The organism is Gottfriedia acidiceleris, from assembly GCF_002128425.1.
Classification (GTDB): domain Bacteria; phylum Bacillota; class Bacilli; order Bacillales; family Bacillaceae_G; genus Gottfriedia; species Gottfriedia acidiceleris.
In genome coordinates this window covers 1-18,888 of the sequence record NZ_NESS01000029.1, presented here as the reverse complement: position 1 = coordinate 18,888, position 18,888 = coordinate 1, and the positions used below count along the sequence as shown (strand labels likewise).

General features: G+C 34.7%; 18 protein-coding genes, 1 tRNA gene, 1 rRNA gene, 1 other RNA gene and 1 other annotated feature. Of the genes, 7 read left to right on the top strand and 14 right to left on the bottom strand.

All coding sequences use genetic code 11. The features are described 5' to 3' along the window. Positions 1-280: 280 nt before the first annotated feature. From B6K90_RS23085 to tadA, 7 genes are all read right to left on the bottom strand, one after another. Positions 281-547 carry a pro-sigmaK processing inhibitor BofA family protein gene (locus B6K90_RS23085; RefSeq protein WP_088015031.1) on the bottom strand — a complete coding sequence of 89 codons (267 nt, stop codon included), beginning with the start codon at positions 545-547 and terminating at the stop codon, positions 281-283. 122 nt (positions 548-669) lie between these two features. Continuing rightward, positions 670-897: a YaaL family protein gene (locus B6K90_RS23080; RefSeq protein ID WP_088015030.1), complete on the bottom strand. Its 228-nt coding sequence runs from the start codon at positions 895-897 to the stop codon at positions 670-672. Between the two features lie 24 nt (positions 898-921). Then, a complete protein-coding gene (recR, locus tag B6K90_RS23075; RefSeq protein ID WP_056471203.1) occupies positions 922-1,518 on the bottom strand; it encodes a recombination mediator RecR in 597 nt (198 codons plus the stop codon). Positions 1,519-1,530: 12 nt separating this feature from the next. Beyond that, the gene (locus B6K90_RS23070) at positions 1,531-1,857 is read right to left on the bottom strand and encodes a YbaB/EbfC family nucleoid-associated protein (RefSeq protein ID WP_170927422.1); all 327 of its coding nucleotides are present in this window, start codon (positions 1,855-1,857) and stop codon (positions 1,531-1,533) included. Positions 1,858-1,877: 20 nt separating this feature from the next. After that, positions 1,878-3,563, bottom strand: coding sequence for a DNA polymerase III subunit gamma/tau (dnaX, locus tag B6K90_RS23065; protein ID WP_088015029.1), 1,686 nt, complete (start codon positions 3,561-3,563; stop codon positions 1,878-1,880). A 121-nt stretch (positions 3,564-3,684) separates the two neighbouring features. Further along, positions 3,685-3,949: signal recognition particle sRNA large type (ffs, locus tag B6K90_RS23060), an RNA gene on the bottom strand. Positions 3,950-4,033: 84 nt separating this feature from the next. Continuing rightward, positions 4,034-4,507, bottom strand: coding sequence for a tRNA adenosine(34) deaminase TadA (gene tadA, locus B6K90_RS23055; protein WP_088015028.1), 474 nt, complete (start codon positions 4,505-4,507; stop codon positions 4,034-4,036). 82 nt (positions 4,508-4,589) lie between these two features. Here tadA and B6K90_RS23050 point away from each other — a divergent pair, with 82 nt between their 5' ends. The 3 genes from B6K90_RS23050 (at position 4,590) to B6K90_RS23040 (ending at position 6,602) form a co-directional block, all read left to right on the top strand. Next, entirely contained in the window at positions 4,590-5,183 is a 594-nt protein-coding gene (locus B6K90_RS23050) for a cysteine hydrolase family protein (RefSeq protein ID WP_088015027.1), read from the top strand. A 106-nt stretch (positions 5,184-5,289) separates the two neighbouring features. Next, complete coding sequence (locus tag B6K90_RS23045) at positions 5,290-5,931, top strand: deoxynucleoside kinase (protein ID WP_088015026.1); 642 nt, start codon at positions 5,290-5,292, stop codon at positions 5,929-5,931. After that, positions 5,928-6,602 carry a deoxynucleoside kinase gene (locus B6K90_RS23040; protein WP_056471221.1) on the top strand — a complete coding sequence of 225 codons (675 nt, stop codon included), beginning with the start codon at positions 5,928-5,930 and terminating at the stop codon, positions 6,600-6,602. Before B6K90_RS23045 ends, B6K90_RS23040 begins: the two co-directional genes overlap by 4 nt. 172 nt (positions 6,603-6,774) lie before the next feature. On the opposite strand, the gene B6K90_RS23035 is transcribed toward B6K90_RS23040, so the two are convergent. Continuing rightward, a tRNA-Ser gene (locus B6K90_RS23035) sits at positions 6,775-6,867 on the bottom strand. Positions 6,868-7,047: 180 nt separating this feature from the next. Between B6K90_RS23035 and B6K90_RS23030 the strand changes: the two genes are divergently transcribed. The 3 genes from B6K90_RS23030 to cstA all read left to right on the top strand — a co-directional run bounded on the left by B6K90_RS23030 (position 7,048) and on the right by cstA (position 11,460). Beyond that, positions 7,048-8,799 (top strand): sensor histidine kinase, encoded by a 1,752-nt coding sequence (locus tag B6K90_RS23030; protein ID WP_088015025.1) that lies wholly within the window; start codon positions 7,048-7,050, stop codon positions 8,797-8,799. Positions 8,800-8,802: 3 nt separating this feature from the next. Beyond that, positions 8,803-9,534 (top strand): LytR/AlgR family response regulator transcription factor, encoded by a 732-nt coding sequence (locus tag B6K90_RS23025; protein WP_088015024.1) that lies wholly within the window; start codon positions 8,803-8,805, stop codon positions 9,532-9,534. A 132-nt stretch (positions 9,535-9,666) separates the two neighbouring features. Further along, complete coding sequence (cstA, locus tag B6K90_RS23020; RefSeq protein WP_088015023.1) at positions 9,667-11,460, top strand: carbon starvation protein CstA; 1,794 nt, start codon at positions 9,667-9,669, stop codon at positions 11,458-11,460. Positions 11,461-11,513: 53 nt separating this feature from the next. Here the strand turns inward: cstA and serS are convergent, their stop codons facing one another. The 5 genes from serS to guaB form a co-directional block, all read right to left on the bottom strand. After that, positions 11,514-12,788: a serine--tRNA ligase gene (gene serS / locus B6K90_RS23015; RefSeq protein WP_088015022.1), complete on the bottom strand. Its 1,275-nt coding sequence runs from the start codon at positions 12,786-12,788 to the stop codon at positions 11,514-11,516. Between the two features lie 67 nt (positions 12,789-12,855). After that, positions 12,856-13,081 (bottom strand) — a binding site (T-box leader). 50 nt (positions 13,082-13,131) lie between these two features. Then, entirely contained in the window at positions 13,132-13,719 is a 588-nt protein-coding gene (gene pdxT / locus B6K90_RS23010) for a pyridoxal 5'-phosphate synthase glutaminase subunit PdxT (RefSeq protein WP_088015021.1), read from the bottom strand. 12 nt (positions 13,720-13,731) lie between these two features. Further along, on the bottom strand, positions 13,732-14,616 hold the full coding sequence (gene pdxS / locus B6K90_RS23005) for a pyridoxal 5'-phosphate synthase lyase subunit PdxS (RefSeq protein WP_056471238.1): 885 nt from the start codon (positions 14,614-14,616) through the stop codon (positions 13,732-13,734). 133 nt (positions 14,617-14,749) lie between these two features. Beyond that, the gene (locus B6K90_RS23000; protein ID WP_407920551.1) at positions 14,750-16,081 is read right to left on the bottom strand and encodes a serine hydrolase; all 1,332 of its coding nucleotides are present in this window, start codon (positions 16,079-16,081) and stop codon (positions 14,750-14,752) included. Between the two features lie 112 nt (positions 16,082-16,193). After that, on the bottom strand, positions 16,194-17,657 hold the full coding sequence (gene guaB, locus B6K90_RS22995; protein WP_088015020.1) for an IMP dehydrogenase: 1,464 nt from the start codon (positions 17,655-17,657) through the stop codon (positions 16,194-16,196). Positions 17,658-17,772: 115 nt separating this feature from the next. Between guaB and B6K90_RS22990 the strand changes: the two genes are divergently transcribed. Then, positions 17,773-18,732, top strand: a complete 960-nt coding sequence (locus tag B6K90_RS22990) for a YaaC family protein (RefSeq protein WP_088015019.1) — start codon at positions 17,773-17,775, stop codon at positions 18,730-18,732. Positions 18,733-18,773: 41 nt separating this feature from the next. Here the strand turns inward: B6K90_RS22990 and rrf are convergent. Further along, positions 18,774-18,888 (bottom strand): 5S ribosomal RNA (rrf, locus tag B6K90_RS22985).

Here is an 18,888-nt window from a genome sequence, read left to right as displayed (position 1 = left end):
CGCCGCCAGCGTTCGTCCTGAGCCAGGATCAAACTCTCCATAAAAGTTAAGTTTAAATCTTGTATTGCTCAAAAAACTAATAATTGACGTTTACTTCATGTTTTGTTTAGTTTTCAAAGATCATCTTGTTTTTTTAACAACTTATTCAGTTTATCATGTTCGACAAAATCTGTCAACAGTTGTTTTTTCTTTTTTTGTTATCGCCATCAGCGACGTATATAAATATAACATCCCCTCGATAAATGGTCAATAGTTTTTTAAAACTTTTTTTATATATTTTTTATACTATATAAATGCCAATTACACTTAACGCTACAATACCTGGAACACCTAATACACTTAAGAATGCACAAGTAACAGTATTAATCGGAATATGAAAATTATTAGAAGCTAAAGCATAGTTTAGTATAAATACAATCATGACACATACAATACCTCTTAGTACATACCTGCTAATTATTTTTAAAGCTTTAACCGGCAGACCTACTAACAATAGAAATAAGATTACAAATAAGACAACTGAAATCATAATAATACTATTCACCACAAAAAAACTCCCCTCATATAACTTGTACACCTTTTACTAAGATTGTATGAGAAAAGGAACTAATCAATGACAAAAAACATTAATAAAAAAGAGTCTATTGCCTAAACAATAAACTCTTTTACTTATTTCATTCTTGTTATTAAAACATTTCTTGCCTTTGCTTCTTTTAATAAGAAGAAATATTTAGCTTGATAAAGCTTAACATGGATAAGCAGATCATCTGGTGGATCTACACTTCTTTCCACTAACTCTACCTGACTTAAGTAAATATCTTTGTAGTCATGTAGTCTATCAACTAACTTTTCATCAAATTCTTTACGAATCTTTCCTTTTTTTCGAAAAAAACCCATGGTCTCTCTCCATTTAATCAGTTTCTAAAGTTCTCTTCTACCTTCTAGCGCTTTCGAGAGTGTAACTTCATCTGCATATTCTAAGTCTCCGCCTACTGGTAGACCATGTGCGATTCGAGTAATTTTTATACCCGTAGATTTTAATAGCCTAGAAATATACATAGCAGTCGCTTCACCTTCTATATTCGGGTTGGTAGCTAAAATAATTTCTTGAACTACATCATCTTTTAGTCTGCTCAATAATTCCATAATCTTAATATCTTCCGGTCCAACTCCCTCCATAGGAGAAATTGCACCATGAAGTACGTGATATAAACCTTGATACTCTCTCATTTTTTCCATGGCAATAACATCTTTTGTATCTTGAACTACACATATCGTAGATCGGTCTCGATGTTGATCACTACAAATATAACAAGGGTCTTGGTCAGTTATATGGCCACATTCTGAACAGTAAAGTAGTTTTCTTTTTGCATCTATCATTGATTTTGCAAAGTCTAACACATCATCTTGTTTCATATCTAACATAAAAAATGCCAGTCGAACGGCCGTCTTGGGACCAATCCCTGGCAATTTCATAAAACTATCTATTAATTTGGATATCGGCTCAGGGTAATGCATTTGTCTTATCCCCTAAAATAATCCTGGAATATTCATTCCTTTAGTAAATTGCCCCATTGTTTTAGCTGTTGCATCTTCAATTTGTTTAATAGCATCATTAGTTGCAGTTAAAACTAAGTCTTGTAACATTTCAATATCTTCTGGATCTACTACTTCTTCCTTAATATTAACTTCAACGATTTGTTTTAATCCATTAGCTGTAACAGTTACCATACCACCGCCAGCTGTACCAACAAACGTACGCTCGTTTAATTCATTTTGAGCTTGTTCCATTTGTTTTTGCATTTTTTGCATTTGTTTCATCATATTATTCATATTGCCCATTCCGCCACGCATCATTTTCATTTCCTCCAATATAGTTATTCTTTAATAATTACTAAATCTTCACCAACAAGATTGATTGCCTCTTGCACGATTGGTGAAACTTCTGTTGAAGTCTCTTTTTGTTTTGTTGTATTTAAAAATGAATCCCTAGTCGATCTCCAGTCTTCTTCGGGAATTGCTAACATACTCATTTCTGCACCTAATAAATTAGATAACGTTTGGTTGATTGTTGTTAAGTGCTCTTGTTCCCCGTTATTATTGATTAAATCACAAATTGTCTCTGATTTAAAAGCAACAATGCACTGTTCAGAAGAGGAAGCCACAACTTCGCCATACGATACTAATGTTGCAGTAGATACTTTATTTTGTTGCCTTAATTGATCTTGAAGTGATGTCCAAACCGCTAAAACTTTATTTTTTTCCGGTTTAGAAGCCGCTCTTAATACACCTTGTATTAAACTACTTGGAATTTTAGAACGAGATGTAGTCGATTTTGGTTTTGGACTAGCAAAGGAATCATTCGTTCCGCTTACTGTAATACCATTTTCCTTTAAGAACTTCACTTCTTTTTCAAGAGCATTAATTTTATTAATTAATGGTGTCAGCTCGTCCTGTTTTTTTCCGATACCGCTCACGGAAGCTTTTTGACAAAGTTGTACAATTGCCACCTCAAGTAATACTCTCGGATGATTAGTCCATTTCATTTCTTGCTGACTTTTACTTAATGAAGCGATAATTTCATAAACTAACTCATCATTATATGCATCACAAAGCTCTTTAAATTGATCACTAACTGTTGCTCTCTCAAGTAATTCAATTGTACTTGGTGAGTGCCTATATAATAGAACATCTCGATAATAAACTGTTAAATCTTCTATAAATCGAACTGGATCTTTACCTTGGTTTAAAAGTTCTTCAATATTGGTCAAACAAACTGACACATTACCATCTATTATTGCTGAAACAACGGATATTAAACGTTCTTGAGCCACTGTGCCTGTTACTGCTAAAACATCATCTAATGAAATCGATTCATCGCTATATGATATAGCTTGATCTAGAATACTTAATGCATCCCTCATTCCACCTTCAGCTGCACGAGCTAACATCATCAAAGCTTCTGGTTCAATTGCTGTTTGTTGATGATTCAGCACTACTGTCAATCGATTTGAAATCGTTTGAGCACTTATCTTATGAAAATCAAAACGTTGACATCTTGAGAGAATCGTCAAAGGTATTTTATGTGGTTCAGTAGTAGCCAATATAAAGATGACGTGACTTGGAGGCTCTTCTAATGTTTTTAATAATGCATTAAAAGCCCCTATTGATAACATATGGACCTCATCTATTATGTACACTTTAAATTTGCCTACAGAAGGAGCATATTTTACTTTTTCTCGAATATCACGTATTTCATCTACACCATTGTTTGATGCCGCATCAATCTCAATTACATCTGAAATTGATCCATCAGTAATTCCTTTACAAATGGCACACTCATTACAAGGTTCATTAGTAGGTGCGTGTTCACAATTTAAAGCTTTTGCAAAGATTTTTGCTGTACTTGTTTTACCTGTTCCACGCGGACCTGTAAACAAATAAGCATGTGATACTTTTTGCTGAAGAAGGGAGTTTTGTAACGTTCGTATAATATGATCTTGACCGACAACATCTTTAAATTGCTGCGGCCTCCACAAACGATATAATGCTTGATAAGTCAATTGGTTTCCTCCTTCTTACAAAGTCATCATTATTATACCCTATGTAATGATTTCATGGAAAATATTTTAAATAAAACAAAAAAACTCACTCAAAATTGAGTGAGTTTTTATAAAGTTACTGCCGTGCACCACTCGTCGATGCACTACCCCAGGCGTTACTTAAACAGTTAGCTCGGCCCAGGCACCCCTACGGCACACGAGATGGCTCACTTATTGCTGCTTCCTTCCGGACCTGACAAGGTTCATGAGTTCTCGTTGCGTAGGACCCAGACGTCAACACCACTTATTTAAGGCAGACCCTGAAATAGATACACCTCGAAGTGGAATTCAGTCTCGCTAGAGCGGATTGCGAGTACAGGGCACCGCTACCTCCCCACCTAGCACGGCAAAGTTAAAACCTAATTTTAAACCGCTAATTGAAGCGGTAGTTAAAGTATATACGAACCGAAATAAAAAATCAATCCTTGTCCTTATGAAGGTAAATTTTTCTTTCTAGATCGCAACTCTCTAAAGAAATCTGTTAATAATTTACCACATTCTTCTTCTAATATACCCGAACTTACTTCACAGCGATGGTTAAATCGATCTTCTTGTAAGAGATTATATATTGATCCTCCACAACCAGCCTTTGGATCTTTTGCACCGAAAACGACTCTTGGAATCCTTGATTGAATTATGGCACCCGCACACATCGGACAAGGTTCGAGTGTTACATATAAAGTTGTATCTTCTAATCGCCAAGAATCAATGACTTTACACGCTTCTTCTATTGCACTTATTTCTGCGTGGCCTATAGCTGTTTGTTTAGTTTCACGTAAATTATAACCTCGTGCAATGACTTGGTCGTTGTAAACCAACACCGCTCCTATAGGTACTTCCCCTATTCGCTCTGCTTTTAGAGCTTCCTCTATTGCCAACTTCATATAAAACTCATCTTTATTCAAACTTTACACCTCTTTATTTCTTTAACAAACAAATATTCTTTTTACGAGTAGATAAACTAAACATAGATTGGAGTGAAGCCGATTGAATTCTTCAAATCAAAAAGACAAGCAGTTGCCTGCATTATTAATTGTCGATTTAATCAACTCATTTACATTTAAACATGGAAGTGTTCTTGCGGAAAAATCAATCCATATGGTTCCGAAAATAAATTACATAAGAGACATTTTTAAAAACAAAAAACTTCCTACTATATATGTTAATGATCATTATAAAATCGAAAACCCGACTCAAGAAAAACTTATTAAGCATTGTTTAAACCCTCTAAGCTACGACTTAATAAAACATATACAACCAAACGAAGAAGATTATTTTATCTTTAAGCCTAACTACTCAGGTTTTTACTTAACAAATTTAGATGAATTACTAAAAAAATTAAACATTACCCATTTAGTAATGGTAGGTGTTGCAGGTAATCGTTGTGTACTTTTTACAGCAAATGATGCATTTATGCGGGATTATAACTTAATTATACCTCAAGATGCAATTTCCTCGGTTACTGATTATGATGAGAAAGTTGCAATTTATATGATGAAGGACATTCTAAATGCTACGGTTATTCAAACACAAGAAATAGAAGAATTGATTGATCATTTAGTGAGCAACAATTATCAGTAATTGGAAAAATTTTAAAATGGTATTCCGTCTGACTACAGTATGTTAAAATAGTTTCTGTATGTTTTTTGAGTATGATACGGAATTTGACTAGTAAGGAGGACAAGAGATGATACGTGTACCTTTTATAACAGTAGAAGGACCAATTGGTGTCGGAAAAACATCTCTATCCAAAGCGATCTCTGAACACTTTCATTATGAACTATTAAAAGAAATTGTAGATGAAAATCCTTTTTTGGGTAAGTTTTATACGGACATTGAAGAGTGGAGTTTCCAAACAGAAATGTTTTTCCTTTGTAATCGATTTAAACAATTAGAAGATATAGACAGAATGTTTCTTAATAAATCGATTCCAGTGGTTGCAGACTACCACATCCTTAAGAATTTAATTTTTGCTAGCAGAACATTAAAAGAAAAGCAGCATGATAAATATTTAAAAATATATCAAATATTAACTGAGGATATGCCAAAGCCAAATGTGGTTATTTACTTAACGGCAAGCCTTGAGACACTACAAAAGCGTATTCAACTTCGCGGTAGAGAATTCGAACAATTGATTGAGGACCAGTACCTACTTCAATTAATTGAAGATTACGAGACACACATGAAAGAATTTCAAGCTAAATACCCTGAAATTCCAGTACTAAAATTTGACGGTGATCAAATTGACTTCGTTAATAACCCGAGAGATTTAACGATGATACTAGAATCGTTAGAAAACACCTTACAAAAGGAGCTAAGAAGTATATGAATTTACGTGAAAAATACGGAATACGAAATGATGCAGTTATTACAATTGCTGGAACAGTAGGTGTAGGAAAATCTACTATGACTAATGCACTCGCAGATGCGTTAAACTTTCGTACATCATTTGAGAAAGTAGATACAAACCCATACTTAGATAAATTTTATCAGGATTTTGCTCGTTGGAGCTTCCATTTACAAATATACTTCTTAGCAGAGCGATTCAAAGAACAAAAGAGAATGTTTGAATACGGCGGTGGATTTATTCAAGACCGTTCAATCTATGAAGATACTGGCATCTTCGCGAAGATGCATTATGAAAAAGGAACGATGAGTGAAGTAGACTACGAAACATATACTAGCCTTTTTGATGCTATGGTTATGTCACCTTATTTCCCTGCTCCTGATTTATTAATTTACTTAGAAGGAACATTCGATGAAGTCGTTGAGAGAATAAAAGAGCGTGGACGTCCAATGGAGCAACAAACTCCTATTGAATATTGGAAAGAAATGAATACACGTTACGAAAACTGGATTAATAACTTTAACGCATGCCCTGTACTTCGTTTAAGTATTAGTGAGTATGATTTAATTAAAAATGAATCTTCTGTAGAAGAAATCGTTAAGAAGATCGGCAACGTGCTAAATCATTCACAAAAATATATGAAATCTAGATAATAATGACATGTAAAAAAAGAAAAAGCTGCGAACTGTATCATGTAAAGTTTTCAGCTTTTTCTTTTTTGTTTGACTGTTTAAGAATAAAAATAAATAAACAAAAAACTCGTTACACAAATGTAACGAGTTGATAATCTACAATATATATGCACTCTGTTAATTTTTAAAAAAATGGAGGAGTAAGAGGGATTCGAACCCCCGCGGGCTGTTACACCCCTGTCGGTTTTCAAGACCGATCCCTTCAGCCAGACTTGGGTATTACTCCGTATTGACAAGATTTATAATACCATATGAAAAATGCAAGGTCAAGCATTCTTCTAATTTTTTTTCAAAAATAAAAACACCTATTAAAATATACTTCTTTTAAATAAGTAGAAAAAATATACAGAAAATTTGTTTGTATTTATAATGGTACTACCATTTATATATTTTTAAGGAGAGAGAAATGTTTGAATTAATACCGTTGATGCTCGAACGGGTAGGTATTCTTGTTATACTTGCCTTTTTACTTTCAAGGATGAAGTCATTTAGACAAATCATTCAAAATGAACACTCCTTTGGTGCAAAAATAATCCTAATTATTATATTTGGTGCCTTCGGTGTAATTAGTAATTTTACTGGTGTTCATATTTATCATGAGTCAATTATGTCTCAGTCGTGGCACTTTAATGTAGCAAATAATAATGCAATTGCAAATACAAGAATAATGGGAGTAGCGATTGGCGGTCTAATCGGTGGTCCAGTTGTTGGATTAGGTGTCGGATTAATAGCAGGCTTACACCGTCTAACATTAGGCGGATTTACTGCATATGCATGTGCCATTTCTACTATCGTTGCAGGAGTTGTTACAGGACTACTTAGAAAAAGATTCGGGATACAGAAAAACAAATCCCTTTGGAGTGTAGTATCAATTGGCATTATTATGGAATGTTTTCAAATGGGGATTATTCTTCTGATTGCAAAACCATTTTGGGCCGCTCTCCATCTTGTCGAAGTTATTGCACTTCCAATGATTCTCATAAATGGTTTTGGTACACTTATATTTATATTAATCATCCAAAATATTTTGCAAGAAGAAGAAAAAACGCGAGCGCTTCAAACAAGTAAAGCCCTGTATATCGCAGAGCAAACTCTACCATTTTTTAGACAAGGACTAACCCCTCATTCTTGTAATGAAGTGGCAAGAATTATTTTCAAGTTAACCAAGGCAGATGCAATTTCGATTACCGATCATAAAAGCGTACTTGCTCATGTCGGTGCAGGTTCGGATCATCATGAGCCAATGAATAGCTTAGCAACAAAACTAACTAAGAAGGCATTAGAAGAGGGAAAGATTATAATTGCTACTTCTAAAGATGAGATTCAGTGCTTCCATATGAATTGCCCATTAAAAGCGGCAATTGTCCTACCGTTAAAGGCTTTAAATAAGACAGTTGGATCTTTAAAGCTATACTACACGGATCCCAGCAAATTAGGAAAAGTTGAAAAAGAACTAGCCGACGGATTGTCTAAACTTTTTTCTACTCAACTAGAATTAGCAGAAGCTGAACTACAGCGGAAATTAATGAAGGATGCTGAAATAAAAGCATTACAAGCACAAATGCATCCCCACTTCCTGTTCAACTCTTTAAATACAATTTCAAGTCTAATTAGAACAGATGCTGATCAAGCTAGAAAATTACTAATCCATTTAAGTACTTTTTTTCGAAATAACTTACAAGGGGCAAGGCAGACATTAGTCACTTTAGAAAAAGAATTAGAACATGTAGAGGCATACTTAACCATTGAACAAACAAGGTTTCCAAATAAATTCCTTGTAGAGTTCAAAATAGAACCTCATTTAAGAACGGTTCAAATCCCCCCTTTTACACTTCAACCACTTATAGAGAATTCGATTAGACATGCATTTTCAAAGGAAAAAAAATTAAAGGTATCTGTACAAGCGTATGAATTCAATAACGATATGATTCTCATTACTGAAGATAATGGCAAGGGGATTTCACCAGAACTACTAAATACAATTGGGAACGAAACAATACAGTCTAAAGAGGGAACTGGAACTGCCTTATGGAATATAAAAAAACGAATTGAAGAAATTTACGGGGAAAAAGAATATTTTCAAATAAAATCCGACCAAAACACGGGAACGAAGGTATCGATAAAAATCCCATTAACGAAAGAAGTAATGGAGGGATAAATAATGTTAAAGGCACTAATTGTAGATGATGAACCATTAGCAAGAGACGAACTAGCTTATTTATTAAAAAGAAGCAAGGTAGTCGAAATAGCTGGTGAAGCGGATTCAATTAAAAGTACATTGGAATTCTTTCAAACAGAAGAAGTCGACGTTGTATTTTTAGATATTCAGTTAGCTGATGAAAGTGGATTAGAATTAGCTCAAAAACTGCAGGATCTTAATCACCAACCAGCAATTGTGTTTGCAACAGCTTTTGACGAGTACGCTTTAAATGCATTCGAATTACACGCGATTGATTATATTTTAAAACCATTTGATGAGGTAAGAATTCATAAGACTATTGAAAAATTAGCAAAGCTACGTAAACCTATTAAAACTGAAGTAAAAAAGAGCCTCCCACTTTTAAAACAAGATAAATTGGCTATTTCAGTTGATGAAAGAATTCTTTTAATAACCTTCGAAGAGATTATCTACATCTTTACACAAGAAGGTAAAACAAGCGTTGTTACTGATAAGATGACATATCGATTAAATGAACCTTTAATCAATTTAGAACGAAAGCTCCAAAACACATCATTTACCCGTGTCCATCGGAGCTATATTGTCAATTTGGATAAGATCCTTGAGATTCAGCCTTGGTTTAATTCCACATATAATTTAATTATGAATGATGGCGAAAAAGTACCTGTTAGCCGAACGTACATGAAGGAACTTAAACAACTTTTTGATTTATAAGCTTGTATTTCAATAAACCATTCATGCTTCTCATCCTGTTATTTTTGCAATTTATATTGAAAATTTAAAATTTTAATTTTCATAAAGTAGAATGAATGTAAATAAAAAAGACAGGGAGGCTTATTAAATAAAATGAATGCGGTTACAATTGTTATTGCTTCTATGTGTATTTTGATGATTGCATATCGTCTATACGGAACATTTATGGCTGTGAAAGTGCTTAAGTTAAATGATTCTATACCTACTCCAGCACATGAATTAAATGATGGTAAGGATTATGTTCCTACTAATAAATGGGTTTCTTTTGGTCATCACTTTGCTGCAATTGCAGCAGCGGGTCCTCTAGTAGGCCCAATTTTGGCCGCTCAATTTGGCTACCTTCCAGGTCTCTTATGGCTTTTAATTGGCGCTGTAATTGGCGGAGCTGTACATGATGCAGTTGTTTTATATGCTTCAATGAGAAAGAAAGGAAAAACACTATCAGAAGTAGCTAAAGAAGAGCTTGGACCAGTTGCAGGTTTCTGTACGGGACTGGCTATGCTTTTCATAATTACAATTACGATGGCCGGGCTATCAATGGTTGTTCTACATGCGCTTGAAAATAATCCATGGGGGACATTTGCAGTTGGAATTACAATACCTATTGCTATGGGTGTAGGACTACTATATAAAAAAACCGGCAATTTAAAATTAGCTTCAACGATTGGATTTATTTTGTTAATGGTTGGAGTCTTTATGGGACCGACAATTCAAGAAACTGCTATCGGTGATTTTTTAACATTCGATACGAGAACATTGGCAATTATACTACCTATCTATGCGTTTTTTGCTGCTGCTTTACCAGTATGGCTTTTACTGGCACCTCGTGACTATTTAAGTAGCTTTATGAAAATCGGTGTATTTATTGCACTAATTATTGGGGTATTTATTATTAACCCATCCATACAATTTCCGACTGTAACTAAATTTGTTAACGGCGGGGGACCTATTTTAGCTGGTCCTGTTTGGCCATTTATCTCAATAACAATAGCATGTGGTGCAATCTCAGGTTTTCATGCATTTGTAGGCTCTGGAACAACGCCAAAAATGCTTGATCGATGGAGCGATATAAAGGTTGTAGGGTTTGGTGCAATGCTAGTTGAATGTTTAGTAGGAATTATGGCTTTAATCGCTGCTACTGCACTTCAACCTGCAGACTATTTTGCAATTAACTCTACTCCAGAAGTTTTTAAAACTTTAGGAATGAATGTTGTTCATTTACCGGAACTTAGTAAAGAAATTGGATTAAGCCTAGAAGGGCGTACTGGTGGAGCTGTTACATTGGCTGTTGGTATGACTTACATCTTTACATCTATCCCTTGGTTTAGTCACCTAGCATCATATTTCTTCCAGTTTGTTGTTATGTTCGAAGCTGTATTTATTTTAACTGCAATTGATGCCGGAACTCGAGTGGCACGTTATTTAATTCAAGATTTCTTTGGTGAGTATTATAAACCATTAAAGAAAACAGATTGGATACCAGGATCAATTTTTGCTAGTGCACTAGCATGCTTCATGTGGGGATATCTCTTATTTTCAGGGGATATTGGTTCAATCTGGGCATTATTTGGAGTATCTAATCAATTAATGGCTTCTATAGGATTAATCATTGGGGCAACAGTACTATTGAAAATAGCAGATAAACGTTGGTATATGCTTACATGTTTGATTCCTCTGGCCTATCTATTTGTTACTGTAAATTATGCAGGATACTGGATGATCAAAAATGTCTATCTAAATCATGACGCAGCTGGTTATAGTATGTTAAATGGTGTCTTATCTATCATTATGTTAGTCTTAGGCGTCGTAATTTTAATTTCTGCTATTAAAAAATGGATGGAATTATGGAACACACCTAATTATAAAATTGATGTTAAAGTTGTCTAAATAAAAAGCAGATGTGCCTGAGAATCAATTCTCGACGCCATCTGCTTTTTTACTTATTTAATTACTTCTTTTCCACCCATATAAGGACGAAGAACTTCAGGAATGATGACTGAACCATCTGCTTGTTGGTAGTTTTCTAAAATTGCAGAAACCGTACGTCCAATTGCAAGGCCAGAACCGTTTAATGTATGAACAAATTCTGGTTTTCCTTTTGGATCACGTCTGAAGCGTATATTTGCTCTTCTCGCTTGGAATGCCTCAAAGTTACTGCAAGAAGAAATTTCTTTGTATGCATCATAGCTTGGTAACCAAACTTCTATGTCATACGTTTTTGCAGAAGAAAATCCAATATCTCCAGCACATAATGTAATGACACGGTATGGTAATCCTAATAATTGAAGAACTTTTTCAGCTTGAGCTGTTAATTTTTCTAGCTCAATATAAGAATCCTCAGGTTTTACAAAGCGCACTAGTTCAACTTTATTAAATTGATGCTGGCGAATTAATCCTCTTGTATCACGACCAGCAGAACCTGCCTCTGAGCGGAAGCATGCGCTATATGCAGTATATGCAATCGGTAATTGAGCAACATCAAGAATTTCGTCACGGTGATAGTTTGTTACAGGTACTTCTGCTGTTGGTACTAAGAAAAAGTCTTCTTTTTCGATACGGAATGCATCTTCTTCAAATTTTGGTAGTTGTCCCGTACCAATCATGCTAGCACGATTTACAAGGTTTGGAGGTAGTACTTCAGTGTATCCATGTTCCTCTGTATGAAGATCTAACATGAAGCTGATTAAGGCACGTTCTAATCTAGCTCCTAAGCCTTTATAGAAAGTAAAACGGCTCCCTGTAACTTTTGCTCCACGTTCGAAATCTAAAATATCTAAATCAACACCTAAATCCCAGTGCGCCTTTGGTTCAAAATCAAATGTACGAACTTCACCTATTCTACGAATTTCAACATTATCTTCTTCTGTTAATCCAACTGGTACTGAATCACTAACTAAGTTTGGAATTGTAAATAGAATAGCATCTAATTGCTCTTCTAATGTTCTAATCTCTTCATCTAGAGCTTTAATTTTATCCCCAACTTCTCTCATTTCAACAATTAGTGCCTCTGCATCTTTTTTCTCACGCTTTAATACACTAATTTCTTGGCTAACTTCATTACGACGGCTTTTTAAACCTTCAACTTGTACAAGTAATTCTCTTCGGTTTAAATCTAAGTCTTCAAATTTCTCGATATAGCTTATGTCGCCACCACGTAACTGAAGTTTTGCTTTTACATCTTCAAAATTGCTACGTAATAATTTAATGTCTAACATTTTTAATGCCTCCTATTCTTTTATTGTCTAAAGGATAAAAATAAATACAAAAAAGCCCTCATCCCATAAAAGGGACGAGAGCTACCCGCGTTGCCACCCTAATTGAAGAATTAATAAATAATCCTTCCACCTTAGTATAGTTAACGGACTATAGTACCGGAGTTACTTACTAGCTATAAAGCATTCCGTAACCCGCTCAAGAATGGATTCACAAGTCTTCATTATCGGTTTACACCAACCACCGACTCTCTATAAATTTAGAACTTGCTACTATTTTCTTTCATCGCTTTAGACAATTTAAATTATATTATAATTTACTATAAGCTTTTACTTTTTTCAATAGTTACATACTTAAATTTGCACTTTTTTCCTTAACCATCTGTACAAAGTAATTCATAAAACGGTAATCATTCGTTAATTCTGGATGGAAAGATGCTGCTAACATGTGATTTTGTCTAACCGCTACAATATTACCATCATGTTCTGAAATAACCTCCGCATCACCAGATACTGAGCGAATAAACGGCGCTCTGATAAATACAGCTGGGTAGTCTTCACATACACCATTAATTGGGATGTTTACTTCAAAACTATCCACTTGTCTACCATAAGCATTACGTTCAGCTACCATATCCATAACACCTAGATGCACCGTGTCATCATTTGCAATCTCTTTCGAAAGTAAGATCATGCCTGCACATGTACCGAATGCTGGTAAACCATTTTCGATTTTCTCTTTTAAAGGTTCTAATAACCCGACATGATCAAGCAATTTACGCATTGCAGTGCTCTCTCCACCAGGTAATACAATACCATCAAGTCCATCTAAATGTTCTACACGTTTCACGATAACAGCTTCAGCACCACATGCTTTAATTGCATTTATATGTTCTTGAACTGCACCTTGTAATGCTAATACACCTATTTTCATAAATTCACCAACTTAAATGCTACGATCTTGCATACGATCTGCAGCAGCAAGTTGTCTCATATCAATACCTTTCATAGCAGGACCTAAGTTTTTAGAAAGGTTAGCGATTAATTCATAATCTTGATAGTGAGTAGTAGCTTGTACAATCGCACGAGCAAATTTCTCAGGGTTTTCTGACTTGAAGATACCAGATCCTACGAATACACCGTCAGCTCCTAATTCCATCATTAAAGCTGCGTCTGCAGGAGTTGCTACTCCGCCAGCCGCAAAGTTAACAACTGGTAAACGACCAAGCTCTTTAATTTGAAGTAATAATTCGAATGGAGCACCAAGATTTTTAGCTTCAACCATTAATTCATCACGTGATAAACCAACTACTTTGCGGATTTCTCCGTTAATTTGGCGTAAGTGACGTACTGCTTCTACAATGTTTCCAGTACCAGGCTCACCTTTTGTACGTAACATAGATGCACCTTCACCAATACGACGAAGTGCTTCACCTAAGTTACGGCAACCACAAACGAATGGAACAGTGTAATCTGATTTATTAATGTGGAAGATATCATCTGCTGGAGATAATACTTCACTCTCATCGATGTAATCTACTCCCATTGCTTCTAAAACACGAGCCTCAACGATATGTCCAATACGCGCTTTAGCCATTACAGGAATACTAACAGCGTTAAGAATTTCCTCAGTAATACTTGTATCAGCCATACGAGCTACTCCACCAGCTGCACGAATATCAGATGGTACCTTTTCTAATGCCATAACTGCTACTGCACCAGCAGCTTCCGCTATTTTAGCTTGCTCAGCATTTACTACGTCCATAATAACGCCGCCTTTTTGCATTTCTGCCATGCCACGTTTTACACGTTCTGTTCCTGTTAAATTCATTGTTATGCCCCTCCATTATTAAAGCTTACTTGGTAACATTTTAGTATTTCTCTTCCCCTATTTAAAGTTACCTTACTTTTATTTTACTGAAAAAATGACAACTTAACAATTACTGATATTTTTATATAGCAATTTATTTAAATAAACCACCAATTCCACTTATGATACTATCCCATAAATTTCCGAAAAATGAACCAATTCCTCTAAATGATAAAACTAACCAATTCGCTTTATCAACACTTTTATCAACTACTAAATCATATGATTGATTATTAGTATTGATAAATCCTAAATCTTCATTCTTAGAAGATTTAACCACAATTTGTCCAACTTTTGTTCCTTTTTTAATTGGAGCTAAAATATTGCCATCCTTATCGATTGATTTACCTGATAATTGGATTGTGGCTTTATAATTTTTAGCTTCACCGCGTTTTACAGCTAAAGTAACGTCATCTTTTGCTACTACTTTAACTTCTTTATCTTTACCTTTTACTACTTTTACTGTTTTATTACCTTTTACTGTTTGACCTTTTGATACTAAAGTAACCTTTTCGAAGTTACTGAACCCGTAATCCATTAATTTAGCTGTTTCACTAAATCTTGAGTTATAAGAATTTGCCCCCATTACAACTGTAATATAACGTTGACCATCTCTTTTAGCAGTTCCAGCAAAACAGAAGCCAGCTGAATCTGTTGAACCTGTTTTTAATCCATCCATACCAGGGTACTGAAATACTAATCCTGGTAACATCCAGTTCCAGTTATCCATATTTACTGGATACTTTCCACCCTTTTGGAATGTTTTCTTTGGAATTGAAGAAGTTTGAAGCACTTCAGGATATGTTTTAATTAGATTATAAGCTAATTTCGCAACACCGTTTGCTGACATAATATTTTCGTCAGTAAGGGAAGTTCCCTCTGGTTGCATACCTTGTAAGTCTTTATTTACTAAACCAGTAGCATTAACAAATTTAACGTCTCCTAGACCTAGTTTCTTTGCTTTATCGTTCATTAACTGGACGAAGTTTTTCTCAGATCCACCAATTTTTTCAGCTAGCGCTATTGTCGCACCGTTTGCTGAATAAATAGCAGCCGCTTCGTATAATTCTCTTACTGTATATTGACCACCCAATTCAAGTGGTACGTTAGATAATCCCGTGTTTTGAGAGATTTTATGAGCATAATCAGAAACAGTTACTTTCTCGTCCCAAGAGATTTTTCCATTTTTTACCGCTTCATTAACTAGATACTCTGTCATCATTTTAGACATACTTGCAATCGGTAATGGAGCTTTTGAATTTTTCTCATATAATATTTTCCCTGAATTTGCATCAACTAAAATTGCAGCTTTAGCTTGAATATCTAACACGTCCTCAGCAGCAGCTGCTGGTCGTAAATTCATTGGGATAATGATCGTTATCGCTAATGCTATTACTATCAATTTTGTTAGTATTTTCTTTCCAATCACTGTCTTACCTCCAACCTTTAATCTCACTTGTTCATTTTAACACAATTATTTCCCAAAAAATAGGCAACTACAATTTCTTGTAATTGCCCTAGGTTCATTGCTTAAATTATTATAGTGAGTAATTTGGTGCTTCTTTTGTAATATGAACATCGTGTGGATGACTTTCACGTAATCCTGCACCAGACATACGAATAAACTGTGCATTATCTCTTAATTCATTTAGTGTAGCAGTACCACAGTAACCCATACCAGCTCTAATTCCACCAATTAGTTGGTGAACTGTATCAGCTAGTGGTCCTTTATATGGGACACGTCCTTCTATACCTTCAGGAACTAATTTTTTATTACCTTCTTGGAAATAACGATCTTTGCTTCCTCTTTCCATTGCTCCAACAGAACCCATACCACGATATACTTTAAATTGTCTACCTTGGAAAATTTCTGTTTCACCAGGACTTTCTTGTACACCAGCAAACATACTACCTAACATAACTACATGTCCACCAGCTGCAAGAGCTTTAACGATATCTCCAGAATACTTAATACCACCATCTGCAATAATTGGAACTCCGTATTCTCTAGCAACAGAAGCGCAATCATAAACCGCAGTTAGTTGAGGAACACCTACACCAGCAACAACTCGAGTAGTACAGATAGAACCTGGTCCAATACCAACTTTTACGATATCTGCTCCAGCTTCAATAAGTTCTTTAGTTGCTTCACCTGTTGCAACATTACCAGCGATTATTGCTAATTCCGGGAATCTACTTCTAATTTCTTTTACTTTTTCGATAACGCCTTTAGAGTGACCATGTGCTGTATCAATTACAATTACGTCGACATTAGCTTTCACTAAAAACTCTACTCTTTGAAGTGCATCTTTTGTTACTCCTACAGCTGCACCTACAAGTAAGCGTCCTTGTTGATCTTTCGCTGAGTTTGGAAACTCAATTACTTTTTCAATATCCTTAATTGTAATTAGGCCTTTTAAAGTACCGTCTTCATTAACTAGGGGTAGCTTTTCAATTTTATGTTTTTGAAGAATTTTCTCTGCTTCTGCAAGTGTAGTTCCAACAGGAGCAGTTACTAGATTTTCTTTTGTCATAACATCTGAAATAACAATTGAATAATCTTGAATAAAACGTAAATCACGATTTGTTAAAATACCTACTAATTTTCTATTCTCTGTATCATTTACGATCGGTACACCTGAAATACGATATTTACCCATTAAATATTCAGCGTCTGCTACTTTATGAGATGGTGTTAAGAAGAACGGATCATCAATTACACCACTTTCAGAACGCTTTACTTTGTCTACTTGTTCAGCTTGCTCTTCAATTGACATATTTTTGTGGATGATACCTAGTCCACCTTGTCTAGCCATTGCAATAGCCATATCTGCTTCTGTAACTGTATCCATCCCTGCGCTGATTAATGGAATATTTAATTGAATTTTTTCAGTTAATCTCACACTTACATCAACTTGATTTGGAAGTACTTCAGATTTCGCTGGAACTAGTAATACATCATCAAAAGTAAGTCCTTCTTTTACGAATTTTGATTCCCACATAAAAAAGCCCCCCTATACACGTATAAATATTATTAGTAGATTAACAATAGGATAAAACACTGTCAAGGAAGTCAAGTTATGTTTAAATATTCAGTTAATAAGGAGTCCCTCTCTTATGCTATATTCGTATAATAATGTATGGGATGAGCTATGTTACTTTAGCTCTGCGCAATATTCAAAAAACTATCTTCAAACAAAATATGAACGAACTAATTCGAAGGAACAAAAAACTAAAGCTTTCCATAATGCTTATCCATTTCTGTATTATATTGAGCATGGGAAAAGCTATTTTCATGCAGCTAAAAACTCTCAAATTAATGTAAAACCTACTTTACTATTTTATGGACTTGTACAATTATTAAAGGCATGTATCCTCACCGTAGATCCTGATTACCCGAGTACCACTGCAATTCTGGCTCACGGTGTTACCTCAAGAAAAATAAAAAAAATAGGATACTCTTTTGTTGATGACGAAGTTAAAATCCAGAAAAATGGATTGTTTACTCATGCTTCTAAAGTATTATTCAATATAAATAATTTAGAAAGTGAAAAGTTCACAATGCTTCAGCTTTTACAATCAATACCTGAATTGAATAAAATCCTTAAAATTACCAAAAAAGGTAATTTATTCCTTCCAATTACATTTGATAATGATGTAATCGCGATACCTGAACAAATCTTGTCATCCTATCATTTTACTTCAGATCGTTTTATTTCATTTCTTCAATCAAAGCAAGCTTCAATAGATATTGTAATTGTAGAACAGAACCAAAAGCAAATTAAAATTAAATCAAATTTTCCTGATAAAACTTTAAATAAAGCACCATTTTATTTTAATATATTAAATCAAAGTCATTTTATAAAATCACAAAAGGAAGCGCTTTTATTATTACCCGAAATTCTTTATCACTACCTGCTTTTATATAACTTGAGTATGATTTGCCGCTATGAAACCGACTGGTGGTGTGAACTTTTACAGACCTACTCTACTGATGATTATCCTTTAATAAACCAATTTTTAACAACAACAGAACAAAAAATTCCTTATTTAATTCATCGTTTTTTAACTACATAATAAACAAAAAAACATCAGCCTAATAGCTGATGTTTTCGTTTACCAGGCGACGTTCTACTCTCACAGGGGGAAACCCCCAACTACCATCGACGCTGAAGAGCTTAACTGCCGTGTTCGGTATGGGAACGGGTGTGACCTCTTCGCAATAATCACCTG